Annotated in this window: 13 protein-coding genes; 12 read left to right on the top strand and 1 reads right to left on the bottom strand. The window is 43.9% G+C overall.

The genetic code is table 11. The features are described 5' to 3' along the window. Window positions 1–5 precede the first annotated feature (5 nt). The 10 genes from typA to holA all read left to right on the top strand — a co-directional run bounded on the left by typA (window position 6) and on the right by holA (window position 10320). On the top strand, window positions 6–1856 hold the full coding sequence (gene typA, locus ACI3E1_RS01375; RefSeq protein WP_405023889.1) for a translational GTPase TypA: 1851 nt from the start codon (window positions 6–8) through the stop codon (window positions 1854–1856). Between the two features lie 334 nt (window positions 1857–2190). Further along, complete coding sequence (locus ACI3E1_RS01370) at window positions 2191–3405, top strand: FtsW/RodA/SpoVE family cell cycle protein (RefSeq protein ID WP_405023888.1); 1215 nt, start codon at window positions 2191–2193, stop codon at window positions 3403–3405. Between the two features lie 29 nt (window positions 3406–3434). After that, window positions 3435–3737: a YlbG family protein gene (locus ACI3E1_RS01365; protein WP_405023887.1), complete on the top strand. Its 303-nt coding sequence runs from the start codon at window positions 3435–3437 to the stop codon at window positions 3735–3737. After that, window positions 3737–4294, top strand: a complete 558-nt coding sequence (rsmD, locus tag ACI3E1_RS01360; protein WP_405023886.1) for a 16S rRNA (guanine(966)-N(2))-methyltransferase RsmD — start codon at window positions 3737–3739, stop codon at window positions 4292–4294. Before ACI3E1_RS01365 ends, rsmD begins: the two co-directional genes overlap by 1 nt. 2 nt (window positions 4295–4296) lie before the next feature. Then, window positions 4297–4785 carry a pantetheine-phosphate adenylyltransferase gene (gene coaD / locus ACI3E1_RS01355; protein ID WP_405023885.1) on the top strand — a complete coding sequence of 163 codons (489 nt, stop codon included), beginning with the start codon at window positions 4297–4299 and terminating at the stop codon, window positions 4783–4785. After that, window positions 4769–5815 carry a SepM family pheromone-processing serine protease gene (locus ACI3E1_RS01350; protein WP_405023884.1) on the top strand — a complete coding sequence of 349 codons (1047 nt, stop codon included), beginning with the start codon at window positions 4769–4771 and terminating at the stop codon, window positions 5813–5815. The genes coaD and ACI3E1_RS01350 overlap by 17 nt, the downstream gene beginning before the upstream one ends. A 76-nt stretch (window positions 5816–5891) precedes the next feature. Further along, window positions 5892–6536 (top strand): helix-hairpin-helix domain-containing protein, encoded by a 645-nt coding sequence (locus tag ACI3E1_RS01345; RefSeq protein ID WP_405023883.1) that lies wholly within the window; start codon window positions 5892–5894, stop codon window positions 6534–6536. Between the two features lie 53 nt (window positions 6537–6589). After that, window positions 6590–7069, top strand: a complete 480-nt coding sequence (locus ACI3E1_RS01340) for a ComE operon protein 2 (RefSeq protein ID WP_405023882.1) — start codon at window positions 6590–6592, stop codon at window positions 7067–7069. Window positions 7070–7163: 94 nt separating this feature from the next. After that, entirely contained in the window at window positions 7164–9293 is a 2130-nt protein-coding gene (locus ACI3E1_RS01335) for a ComEC/Rec2 family competence protein (protein ID WP_405023881.1), read from the top strand. Continuing rightward, the gene (gene holA / locus ACI3E1_RS01330) at window positions 9286–10320 is read left to right on the top strand and encodes a DNA polymerase III subunit delta (protein ID WP_405023880.1); all 1035 of its coding nucleotides are present in this window, start codon (window positions 9286–9288) and stop codon (window positions 10318–10320) included. Before ACI3E1_RS01335 ends, holA begins: the two co-directional genes overlap by 8 nt. Before the next feature lie 236 nt (window positions 10321–10556). Here holA and rpsT read toward each other — a convergent pair whose 3' ends face one another. Next, window positions 10557–10811 carry a 30S ribosomal protein S20 gene (gene rpsT / locus ACI3E1_RS01325; protein ID WP_405023879.1) on the bottom strand — a complete coding sequence of 85 codons (255 nt, stop codon included), beginning with the start codon at window positions 10809–10811 and terminating at the stop codon, window positions 10557–10559. 269 nt (window positions 10812–11080) lie between these two features. Between rpsT and rpsO the strand changes: the two genes are divergently transcribed. Together rpsO and ACI3E1_RS01315 are read left to right on the top strand one after the other, a co-directional pair. After that, the gene (rpsO, locus tag ACI3E1_RS01320; RefSeq protein WP_283581541.1) at window positions 11081–11350 is read left to right on the top strand and encodes a 30S ribosomal protein S15; all 270 of its coding nucleotides are present in this window, start codon (window positions 11081–11083) and stop codon (window positions 11348–11350) included. A 176-nt stretch (window positions 11351–11526) separates the two neighbouring features. Further along, window positions 11527–13236, top strand: a complete 1710-nt coding sequence (locus tag ACI3E1_RS01315) for a ribonuclease J (RefSeq protein WP_405023878.1) — start codon at window positions 11527–11529, stop codon at window positions 13234–13236. Window positions 13237–13299: the final 63 nt, after the last annotated feature.

The following is a 13299-nucleotide window of genomic DNA, read 5'->3' as shown; positions in this document are numbered from 1 at the left end:
CAAGCTTGAAGTTACGTGATGATATTCGGAACGTCGCCATTATTGCCCACGTTGACCACGGGAAGACGACGCTTGTTAATGAGATGTTGAAGCAGTCCGACACGTTAGATGAACACACGGAAATCGGTGATCGGGCCCTTGACTCTAACGCACTTGAAAAAGAGCGCGGGATTACGATTCTTTCCAAGAACACGGCCGTTAAGTACAAGGATAAGCAGATTAACATTCTTGATACTCCAGGGCACGCTGACTTTGGTGGTGAAGTTGAGCGGATCATGAAAATGGTTGATGGGGTTTTACTGGTTGTTGATGCCTTCGAAGGAACAATGCCACAGACCCGGTTTGTACTGAAGAAGGCCCTTGAACAGCACTTAACGCCAATTGTTGTTATTAATAAGATCGATCGGGAAGGAGCTCGACCAGAGGAAGTTGTTGATGAGGTGCTTGACTTGTTCATTGAACTTGGGGCGGATGAGGACCAGTTAGAGTTCCCGGTGATCTACGCTTCGGCTGTTAACGGTACGACCTCGATGGATCCGGATCCATCGACGCAAAAACACACTATGGACCCGATTTTTGATACAATTTTGGACACAATTCCGGCACCGGTTGACAATTCTGACGAACCACTGCAGTTTCAGGTTGCAATGTTAGATTACAATGATTTTGTGGGCCGGGTTGGTATTGGCCGGGTTTTTCGCGGCAAGATTAAGGTTGGAGACCAGGTTACGGTGATGAAATTGGATGGAACCCAGCAGAACTTCCGGGTTACGAAATTATTCGGATTCTTTGGGCTAAAACGGTTGGAAATCAACGAAGCGAAGGCCGGCGATTTAATCGCTGTCTCTGGGATGGATGATATTTTCGTAGGGGAGACGGTTTGCCCGGTCGATCATCCTGAGGCACTTCCGGTTCTTCGAATTGACCCACCAACACTACAGATGACTTTCAAGACAAATGATTCACCGTTTGTTGGGCGTGAAGGGGAAAACGTTACGGGTCGGAAGTTGGAAGACCGGCTGAAGTTGCAGCTCCAAACGGATGTTTCTTTGCGCGTTGAGGACACGGAACAGCCGGACGAGTGGATAGTTTCTGGTCGTGGAGAACTCCACCTGTCAATTTTAATTGAAACGCTTCGGCGTGAAGGGTTTGAGCTTGCTGTTTCCCGGCCAAAGGTTATTTACCGGAAGATCGACGGTCAGTTATGTGAGCCGTTCGAGAGTGTTACGATTGACACGCCGGATGAGTATTCTGGTTCTGTGATTGATTCAATGGCCCAGCGGAAGGGCGAAATGACTAACATGGAAACCGGTGCTAACGGGACAACGCGGATTGAGTTTACCGCGCCAACCCGGGGGTTAATTGGGTACGACTCTCAGTTTTTGTCGATGACACGGGGTTATGGAATTTATAATCATACATTCTCCGAGTACAAACCGGTTATCCGTAACTGGGAACCTGGGCGGCGGAACGGTGCCTTGGTTTCAATTAATCAAGGAAAGGCCACAACCTACGCAATTATGGGGGTTGAAGGCCGGGGAACAATTTTTGTCGACCCAGGGACGGAAGTTTATGAAGGAATGATTGTGGGGGAATCTTCCCGGGAGCGGGATATTTCTGTCAATATTACCAAGGGGAAGAATCTAACGAATGTCCGGGCGGCTGCCAAGGATCAGACGGCTACGATTAAGAAGCCAACCCACCTTTCACTGGAAGAATCTCTCGAATTCTTGAACGAAGACGAACTGCTTGAAATTACACCGGAAAGCATTCGGCTCCGCAAAAAGATCCTGCAGACAAATATGCGGGAAAAGGCCGCTAAGCAGGCTAAGAAGGCGACGAGCGATAAAAAATAATCAGTAAATTTACTGGAAAAGGAGGCTGTGACAGAAGGCGCAGCCTCCTTGTTCTTTCCGTAATCCCAAGTAGGTTGGGGAAAGTTTGTCATCCATCTTATCGACCTTTTGTGATTTGTTCGGTTTGCTGCTTTCACTCTGGCTGCATTGTTTGAATAGTTATTATGCAAAAGCAAGGCCCCCAATCAGCGGGCGTGATGAGCGGGAATAGTTATTGATATTTTGTCTCATCTGATGAGCGGTAGTTGGTGAAACGATTCTGTATGCTATAATTAGCGGGAGTGGCGGTCATTGGACTGCTGAACTAGGATAATTAAAGAGAGTTGAGCCAAACATGAACAACTTTGAAACAATGCGGTCCAATATTCGGGCTAAATTTCAGTATTTTGATTATTATTTGTTTATTCCATATATTATTTTGTGTTTAATCGGGGTCATTATGGTTTATTCTGCCAGTTCGGTTGACTTGACCTACATGGGATTGGCAACGACAACATACATGGATAAGCAGTTGATTTACGTTGTGATGGGTGTTCTTTTACTTGCGTTAATGGTCCATTTAAATCCCCGCTTTTGGGTTAATCAGAAGATGGTTAATATTGGGTACTGGCTAGTACTTGGGCTGTTACTGTTTGCTAAGATTTTATCACGGGCGGTTAACGGAGCAAACGGTTGGATTAATTTGGGGATTATTAATATTCAGCCCTCTGAACTATGTAAGCTTTACCTTATCATGTACTTATCTTATTGGTTTACTAAACGCCAGAAGAAACTACAGCTCGGGTTAGAGCCAGTTAATATGCGCCGGTTATACTTAAAGGTAGGACTACTCTTGCTGGTAATTTTGATTGAGCCTGATTTTGGGGGGACAATCATTAACTTTATGATTGTAATTACAATTTATAGTGCCAGTTTGAGTGACTCTAAGCGAGGGCTTAAAGTATTAGGTGGTATTTTAGCGTTAATGTTTGTTGGAATGCAGCTTTTCCGGTTTGATTGGTTTGTTCGAATTATTAAATCAATTCCTAAAATTGGCTACGTTGCAGCCCGTTTTCAGGCACAGTTTACGCCGTTTAAGTTGATTCAGAGTAGTGGAAAGCAACTTGTTAATTCCTTGTATGCAATCAGTAACGGAGGAATGTTTGGGTTAGGTCTTGGAAATGGAATTCAAAAACGGGGATATCTTCCTGAACCACACACCGATTTTATTCTTGCGGTGATTGCTGAAGAGCTTGGCGCAGTTGGTGTACTAGTTGTTTTAGGACTACTTGCGTGGATTATTGCCCGGATCTTTTTAATTGGAATTCGATCAAAGACTAGATATAACACGTTGTTCTGTTACGGAGTTGGAATGTTTATGCTCGTCGAAACTCTGTTTAACGTTGGCGCGGTTAACGGCTTACTTCCAATTACGGGAGTAACGTTACCGTTTGTTTCGTATGGAGGATCGAGTATGTTAGTTCTATCAATGGCTCTGGGAATGGTAATGAATATTTCTGCAAATGAACGGCGTGATAACGAGGTGGATCTTGCCCGGTATATCAAATAGAAGTTAAGAATAAAGAAGGAGACGATTGTATGACACTTTCGGTTCCACAACGGCAGGGGATAATTGTATATTTTCGGGGGATGCGCCAGGTGCGGCAGTTGCGACGCTTTGGGACTGTGCACTACGTTTCTCCGCGGATGCATTATGCGGTTCTATATATTAATCAGGACCAAATTGATCAAACCGTTAGCCGGTTAAAGAAACAACGGTTTGTGCGGCGGATTCAGTTATCCGTTCAGCATGAACTCCGTGCAGCGTTGGTTGATGGGGAAGAAAATCCCCTTGCTCCGGTAACATTTTGGCCAACAGAACAACGGGGGAGGGATCAGTAGTGCGAATTATTGCGGGTGAATATGGTGGTAGACGATTGAAGGCTGTTCCTGGAATGAAGACGCGGCCAACTACCGATAAGGTTAAGGAAGCAATGTTCAATATGATCGGACCGTATTTTAACGGGGGACAATCGTTGGATTTGTTCGCTGGAAGCGGGGGATTAAGTATTGAAGCCGTTTCCCGTGGAATCACGACAGCCACGTTGATTGATCATCAATACCAGGCGATTAAAACGATTAGGGATAACGTTGCCGTGACGAAGCATCCGGAACGGTTTAATGTATATAAAAATGATGCTGTTCGTGCAATTCAGGTTTTGGCGCGGAAAAATAAACAGTTTGATTTGGTTTTTTTTGATCCGCCGTATAAGCAGCAACAAATCGTTAAGATGATGATGCAGCTGCAGGACGGGCACCTTCTCTCACGGGCAGCAACGATTGTGTGTGAAACAAACCAGGAAGCACATTTACCTCTCTGGTTTGCCGGGTTCACGGGCGTCAAGCGTGCTAATTACGGAATAACGCAGGTAACGATTTACCGGTTTGGGGAGGAATAGTCATGCAAGCGCTTTTTCCAGGAAGCTTTGACCCCATTACGGTGGGGCATGTTGATTTAATTACGCGGGCAAGCCATCTTTTTTCTTCGGTTGTTGTGGTGGTAGCCGATAATCCTGATAAGCACGGATGGCTTTCCGTTGCGCAGCGGGTTGCACTGGTAGAAAAAGCGATAGCAGTACTACCTAACGTAACGGTTACCGCAACGGATGCATTAACGGTTGCCTTTGCCCGGAAAGTTGGCGCGCAGGTAATTGTTCGGGGAATTCGGAATACGCAAGACGATGAATTTGAACGAAATTTAGCAGCGGTCAATTACCACCTTGATCCCACAATTGAAACGGTTTTGCTTCCAAGTAAACCACAACTAACGTTTGTTTCGTCAAGCGCAGTTCGTGAGATCATTCGGTTTGGGGGTGATCCTAAGGGATTGGTTCCTCCGGTTGTTGTGGAAGCCTTAGGAAGGATGCGGGATAATGAACGAACAAATTAAACGGCGGCGCAATGTTTTTACGTGGATCTGTGCTATTACAATGGCAATCATTTTTTTGGTAGCTCCGGTTCCCCGATACATTGAGTTTCCGGGAGCAGCGCAAAATATTGCCCAGTACGTCCACGTTGACAATCACAAGAAACAGCCTCACGGCGCGTTAATGCTTGTGTATGTAAGTATGATCCGGGCTACGCCAATGACTTATACACTGAGTTATTTTTCACCTTTTGCTGAGCGGGATACTAGTCAAAGTGTTCTTGCTGGAAACAATAATGCGCAGTTTAACCGGGTACAGCAGTATTATATGAGTGATGCTGTGAATGAGGCGAAGTACGTATCATTGCGGCTTGCTCATCTTCCAGTACGGCAACGATACATTGGAATTTACGTAATGCAGGTGATGAAGCAGTCTAAGTTTAACGGGAAACTCCGGGTGGGAGATACAGTTACCGCTGTTAACGGGCGGCACTACTCCAACGCAACGGCATTCCAACGGGTTTTAGGAAACCAGCGGGTTGGCCAACGAGTAACAATTACATACCTGCGAAACGGACAAAAACATCGGGTAACCGGACCGGTTATTAAGCTTCCGGGGACTTCTAGGACGGGGCTTGGGATTGAACTAGCTAACCGCTCAACGGTCCGAACTCCTGTTAAAATCAAAGCTGATATGGGACGCATTGGGGGGCCATCAGCGGGGATGATGTTAACCCTTGAAATGTATCAGCAGTTAACAGGAAAAGACCTAACGAAGGGCCGACGAATTGCCGGAACCGGGACAATTACCGCGAGCGGGGCGGTTGGCGACATTGGTGGTGTTGACAAAAAAGTTGTTGCGGCAAGCCGCGCAGGAGCGCAAATTTTCTTTGTTCCTAATAATCCGACGCCGGCGGTAGTAAAACGGATTGATCCCCATGTTCAGAATAACTACCAGGAAGCACGAGCGATGGCTCGTAAAATTCAAACCCCGATGAAGATTGTCCCGGTTAGAAATGTTCGGGATGCTATCCGTTATTTGAATCGCCACTAAAAAATACGGAATTTCACCTTAATTGGTGAGATTCCGTATTTTTATTCCTAGTTATAAGGTGAGGGGGTGATGATGAATGATGGAATTATGGGAACGACTTATTGATTTTTTTGAGCGTTTTCGTTTAGTTATATTTACTCTTTTTCTTGTTATTGTGATAGCTTTGTTGGGAGTTGTAAAGTGGAACAGTGAAATCAAAAAGGGATCACCTGAACCATTAGCAGCAACCAAAGAATCAACTAAAGAAATGCTTGGTCGTTCCCACGTATTAAAAAAACGGTTGGATTGTTTTGTTGATGTTGAGGGAGCGGTTAATTCCCCGGGCGTTGTTCGGCTTACGAGTGGGCAACGGGTAGTAAATGCAATTGCACGGGCTGGTGGGATGAATGGCCAGGCAGATAGCGTTCGCGTTAACCTCGCGAAGAAAATCAGTGACCAGATGATGGTGTATGTTCCCCGAAAGGGTGAAAAGAGTAGTCCTGTCGGAGGTGATTTGGCAACTACGAATTCCACTAGCGAAACAGCACCAGTTAATTTAAATAGCGCGACTGCTGAGCAGTTAATGACAGTTGATGGAATTGGAACAAAGAAGGCACAAAAAATTGTCCAATTTCGGGAAGAACACGGGCCATTTGCTAAGGTTAGTGATCTTCAGCGTGTTGGAGGATTTGGCCCTAAATCAATTAGTGCATTAGCGCCACGACTTACGGTGGAGGGTTAAACAATTCCAGCAGGGTGTATACTAGCACCAAGAAGATTATGAAGGAGCGATCAATGATGGTAAAACGAATTCCGTGGGACCAATACTTTATGTTGCAAGCTGTTTTGCTATCGTCTAGGAGCACATGTAAGCGATTATCTGTAGGAGCAATTTTAGTTCGTGATCACCGAATTATTGCCGGCGGTTATAATGGTTCGGTCGTGGGAGATACACACTGCATTGACGACGATTGTTACCTTGTTGATGGTCACTGTCAGCGGACTATTCATGCGGAAATGAACGCCGTACTTCAGTGTGCTAAATTTGGTGTACGTACTGATGGTGCTGATATTTACGTAACTGATTTTCCGTGTCTTCAGTGTACAAAGATGTTGTTGCAAGCGGGAATTAACAGAATCTTCTATCTGCGAAACTACCATAACGACCCATATGCAATGCGACTTTTATCCTTAAAAAAGGTTGCCGTTAATCAGGTTCAAGTAGATATGCACTATTTGGAAACTGTATTGGCGGATAAAGGATTAACCGATTAATTATCATGCGCAACGCTTTATATTAGTCAGTTGTGTTGATATTGTCCTCCTAGCCTGGATACTAGTGCGATGGTCTTGGTTAGGATTAGCTTTTTTGGGGTTATGGCAGGTTCGAATTCTGTTTATGCGGCGTTCAGGTATATTGTTTTGGTCAGTAGGATGCCTTGTTATTGGGAGTATTGTTATTAATCAGCGATTACACCACCATCAACTGATGCGAATGACAAATCCGCATAATATAATACAAAACCATGTCGTTGTATCGGGCGATGAAATCACTCAGATGGGGAGGGTGATTACCTTTACGGGATGGTGGCAAGAAGGACATCAGCGCATCAAGGGAAGGGTTAGTCAACAATGTCATAATATTTCCACTGATAAAAAATACACTGTTGTTTTTGATGGAACGGTTCAAGCAATTGCGGTACCAACTAACGAAGCCCAACATGATTGGCGCCTTGAAGCGCAAGCGCGGGGAATTGTGAATGACCTTAAAATTAATAGGTGTCGTTTTATTCCTACTCCTTTGAAAATAGGCGTAGATTACGTTAAAGCGTTTCGGGGAGCATTAATTAGGTATTGTAGCTGTCTTAATGAGCCACTTAGATGGTTTGCACTGGCGTTATTGACAGGGAAGCTTGAAAATACCGAATTAACGAATCAAGTGCGGCAATTAGGGATGTTGTACTTGTTCTGTTTGTCAGGATACCATGTTTTTTTGATTCGGTGGTTAGTTAGCCGATTAGTCCGATTATTAGGGGGAACATCTCAGTGGGAAAGGTGGTTTTTTATTGGAGGACTACCCCTGTGGGTGGTAATCGGTGGTAGTAGTCCTGGATTAGTCCGAGCGGGGCTCATGGTTTTCTTGATGGATATTGTTTATTGGAAAGGCCGGCGCGTGTTTAATGGAATTGAAAGCTGGGCAGTAGTGCTAGCTGGAAATGTATTGTGGTCACCAGCGGCTATTTTTCAAATGGGGGTACAATTAAGCTACCTGTTAACGTTGGGACTAATTATTTTTGCTGAGTTACACTTGAAGGTATTTCGATTAAATATGGCCCTTAATATCTTAGGGTTACCACTAATCTTATGGCATACCTTTCAATTCAATCTATTAACGGTCCCGCTTGCTATTATTGGAACGATTGTTTTTAATGTGATTATTGTTCCGGTAACGGTATTAGGAGTAGTCTTTCCTGGCTTGCAAGGCGTTGCCGTTGAAATTTTAAGGTTGATTACCGCTGGAATTGGTTTTCTTAGTACGCTTTCAACTATCATTACGGTCGGGCGACCAGCAGTAATATTTTGTGTTGGGTGGATAATTGGTTGTTTGCGGTGGCCGCCTGAACGTTGGTGGCGGTACGTGCTTCTTGGAAGTTGCCTATTAATCCAATGGCTAGTTATCAGGGCCCCTTTATCAGATGAAATCGTTTATTTTGATGTTGGTCAGGGAGATTGTAGTTTAATTAGAAGTGAAACCAGCCATAACATTACGATGATTGATACTGGTGGCCGAATTGGGGGGCGCCATTATCGTCAGGGAACACCAGAAATTCAGGCTGTGGGTGACTACCTACTAAGTCGGGGGATTAATCAGATTGATCAATTGATTTTAACGCATAAGGATACGGATCATATTGGTAATTTTCCGGCGTTAAGTCACCGAATTAAAGTTCGTCGGCTTTTTGTTCCTGCGGGTATGGAACGACAACGCCGTTTTAAAGTGGAAGTACAACAGGCTACATTTAATTCCACTCAACTGATCCCCTTAACAACGCGTAACGCTTCACAGTTGTGTGGCATGACGGTTTTATGGCCTCCTACTCAAAGCAATGGGGACAATTCGTCGTCAGTCACGGTAATAACTAATTTTCACGGAATAAAGTGTTGGTTTAGTGGTGATTTAGAACAATCGCAAGAACAAAAAATTATCCAAACTTATCCGAATTTACAAATCGATGTTTTGAAGTGTGGGCATCATGGAAGTAAAACGGCAACCAGTCCAAAGTTGGTTACCCAAACCCATCCGCGGTTAGCGGTTATTTCAGTTGGTAAAAACAACCGGTACGGTCATCCCGCACCAGTAACCCTTAAAACGTTAGCGCAGCATCAGGTACCAGTCTTTATGACAAGTCATGATGGCATGGTAAAGCTTGAATGGCGATGGTTAAACAGGGTAAAATTTAAAACGGTAGTTACTCGAAGGAGGGGAATTTGTGGATAGCGAACAATTACAAAAAAATATTAAAAGTGGAACCGTAGCGCCGGTGTACCTCATTACTGGTAATGAGCAATATCAGATTGATGAGATTCATCAGCTGTTTGCTTCCCTAATTCCTACCGAGGAGCAGGGGTTTAACCTAGCACAGTATGATATGGCGACAACGCCAATTGAAGATGCGGTTGCTGCCGCCCGTGATTTACCTTTTATGGGTGAACGGCGGGTAATTATTGCTAACCGAGCGGATTTTTTGGCTACTAATGGGGTAAAATCAAAGGTTGAGCACAACGTAACTGAATTAAGGGATTATGTTATTAACCCCGAGCCAACATCAGTGCTCGTCCTTTTCGTTTCGGCGTCTAAGCTTGATGGACGTAAAAAAGTTGTTAAGACTTTGAAAAAAGCGGCGGTTGTTGTTGAAACTGAGCAGTTAAGTGCGGAAGCCTTGCGTCAACGAATCGATGCTCATCTCAGGCAAACCAATGCGGCATTTGCTGATCAACAAGTTAGACAATTATTTATGAACCGAGTCGGAAATGAACTTGCGGCGGTAATGGCCAGTCTTACTAAGTTGGCTTTGCTTGCACAGAGTAATGATGGGATAATTACTCGAAATGATGTTGTGGGGATGATTCCTGCTAACCTTGAAGAGGATGTTTTTGATTTAACCGATGCGGTGCTTCGAGGACAGGGAGGGAATGCACTTCAAATTTATCAAAATTTAATTGCCCACCGGGAAGAACCCGTTCGAATTAACGCGGTTTTACTTGGACAGTTTCGGCTGCTTCTCCAGGTTGCAATTCTTAAACGAAATGGATATGATCAAGGAAATATTGTTAAGACGTTAAAGGTTCATCCGTATAGAGTTAAGCTTGCGCTTCAGCATGTTAGTCATTTACACTTTAAGGTATTAGTTCAGGGATATCACGAACTGTTAATAATTGATGAACGCCTAAAAACAACGCAACAGGATCCAAAATTGTTATTTCAAATGTTTTTAATGCGTGTAATTCCTGTCCAAGCAAAATGAGTATTAGACAATGATAAACGGTATATGAAGGAAACGAGTGTAACAAAAGTTGAAAACCACCGAATTATATAATATAATTCGAGAATTTTCGAGCTTTTGTTGCGCTCATTTATTTTGGCATTAGAAGATCTAGGAATAAAAAAGAGGTTGGAACTCATACGTTCCAGCCTTTTTTAAGTCATATGAATAACGGAGACAATTCGTGATGAATCATCTCCGTTTTAGTTATAGCCATGTTACTTTGCAAGGCGAGCAGCCATCCGCGACTTATCACGGGCAGCCTTGTTTGCCTTAATCAGGCCTTTAGCCTTGGCAGAATCAACCGCTGAAACAGCAGCCTTAAAAAGTTCATCTTTGTTGGCTGCATTTGCCATAACGGCCTTGTCGAACTTCTTAACGGCCGTCCGCATAGCGCTTAACTGTTGTGCATTCCGGGCGTTTGCCTGTTCGCTTACCTTAACCCGCTTAATAGCTGACTTAATGATTGGCATGGTGTCACCTCCGCTTGCGCGATAATTACGATAATAAATATCATGAAAATTCAACAGGAACTATTATACAAGAGGTGTCATGGTAATGCAATGTTTATTCCGAGAAGATATTGTTCAATGAAGATTAATAAAATCATTTGCAATGGTTAGCTTTTTTCGATAGACTAATGGAGTGCGGAAAGCATAGACCCTGACTTAGTTTACCGTTAACTCACCGACGCTTTACTCGGTTAAGGGTTTCACTAATACAGAAAGGTGGGAACAGCTTTATGGCTATTTCACAGGAGAAGAAGAACGAAATTATGAAGAAGTACGCCCGGCATGAGGGCGATACTGGTTCTGCTGAGGTTCAAATTGCTGTTTTAACGGCAGATATTAATGAATTGAACGAGCATATTCGGAACCATAAGAAGGATTATGCATCTCAGCGGGGACTAATGAAGAAAATTGGTCACCGGCGGAACTTGTTAGCATACCTTCGGAAAACAGATATTCAGCGGTACCGTGAATTGATTAAGAGCCTTGGTTTACGGCGGTAATTAATCAGTTTTTATGGTTAGGATGAGCCATGACAATTTTGTCATGGCTCTTTTTATAATGAAAGCATCCGACATAGGCTTCTTTGAGGACTTCGTGTTTCAGAATTAACGTGGTATAATTAATAATCAGATATCGAATGAACGAAATAAAGTATGATATAAGGTGAGGTGGAACCATGAGCAAGGTTAAGATCATTCCACTTGGCGGTGTTCGTGAAAATGCTAAAAATATGTATGCCGTTGAGGTTGGAAATGAGCTATTCGTTTGCGATTGTGGTTTGAAGTATCCCGAGGGAGATTTACTGGGAATTGACAGTGTCATCCCTGATTTTAGTTATTTGCGGGAAAACGCACAGCGAATTGTAGGTGTCTTTTTAACGCATGGTCATGCTGATGCGATTGGGGCATTGCCGTACTTTGTAAGTGAGTTTAACGTGCCTGTTTTCGGGTCAGAATTAACGATTGCCCTTGCTAGGCTATATTGCAAAGGTGTAGCTAAAGCTAAAAAATTTAATGATTTCCATGTGATTGATGATCAAACTGAGATTGACTTTGAGAACGCAACTGTATCATTCTTTCAAACAACACATTCAATTCCGGAGTCCTTAGGGGTAGCCATTAAGACTGATCAGGGAAACGTGGTCTACACTGGTGATTTTCGGTTTGATCAGGCGGCTGGAGCGGGGTACAAAACAAATTTTGCCCGAATCGCGGAAATTGGTAGTGAGGGCGTTCTTGCGTTATTGAGCGACTCAGCGAACGCAGAAAATATTAAGCCGACGCTGAATGAGCAAGAGGTTTATGATCGCCTGCGGGAACCATTTGAGTATCATAAGGGACGAATTATTGTTGCCTCGATTTCATCAAATATTCTGCGTATCCAGCAGATTTTCAACGCGGCAGCTGCAAGTGAGCGTAAGGTTGTGTTGACCGGTCACCGGGTTGAGGAGATTATTCGAACGGTAATTAGGTGCGGAAAGTTGCGGCTGCCGGTTAACGATTTATTAATTAACGTCAATGAAATTGATAAATATGATGATCAGCAGCTTGTTATTTTGGAAACTGGATTGTCAGGGGAACCGTTGAAGTCGCTCCAACGGATGGCTCAGGGTAGAAATAAGCGAATCGGGTTACACGAAGGGGACCTTGTTTTTATCACGACGACCCCATCCCATGCCGTTGAAACGATGCTGGCCCGTACAAAAGATATGATTTATCGGGCAGGAGCTGACGTGCTTGCGTTAGCGGATGAGTATAATACTGCAGGACACGCTACCCGCGCTGACTTACAGTTATTAATGAATTTGTTAAAGCCAAAATACGTTTTCCCTGTGCAAGGGGAGTACCGGTTATTGGCTGAAAATGCGCGGAGTGCGGTTGAGATCGGAGTACCACAGGATCATGTAGTAATTCTTTCTCGTGGTGATGTTGCTGAGTATGAGCGCGGAAAATTTGTTGTTGCATCCTCAGTTGAAGCAGGCGACACCATGATTGATGGGAGTGGTGTTGGTGACATTGGAAATATTGTTTTGCGGGACCGGAAAGTTTTGTCAGAAGACGGGATCTTTATCGCGGTTGTTACAATTGACCAAAAGCACCGACTGATTATTGATTCTCCCCAAATTACGTCGCGGGGGTTTGTTTATGTTAAGGCAAGTAAAGAGTTAATTAATAAGAGCATAGCGCTTGTTCGCCAAGTTGTTCAGGCCAACTTAGATAATAAAAATCTTGATTGGAGTCACCTTAAACAGGATATTCGCGAAAAATTAGGGCATTATCTTTACGAGCAAACCCACCGGCACCCAGTGATTTTACCGGTTATTATGGAGATTAACCAGCATCGTGGCCGGCGGCGAAAAGACAGACATTCAGACAAAGAAAATTAACGAAGCAATTAGCAGGTTAGCTGAGCCATATATTAAGAAGTGACAGCGGCCTGTTTTTTTATG

Origin of the sequence: Ligilactobacillus sp. LYQ139 (genome assembly GCF_045033025.1) — a bacterium.
GTDB lineage: Bacteria > Bacillota > Bacilli > Lactobacillales > Lactobacillaceae > Ligilactobacillus.
This window is presented reverse-complemented; position numbering and strand designations above follow the sequence as displayed.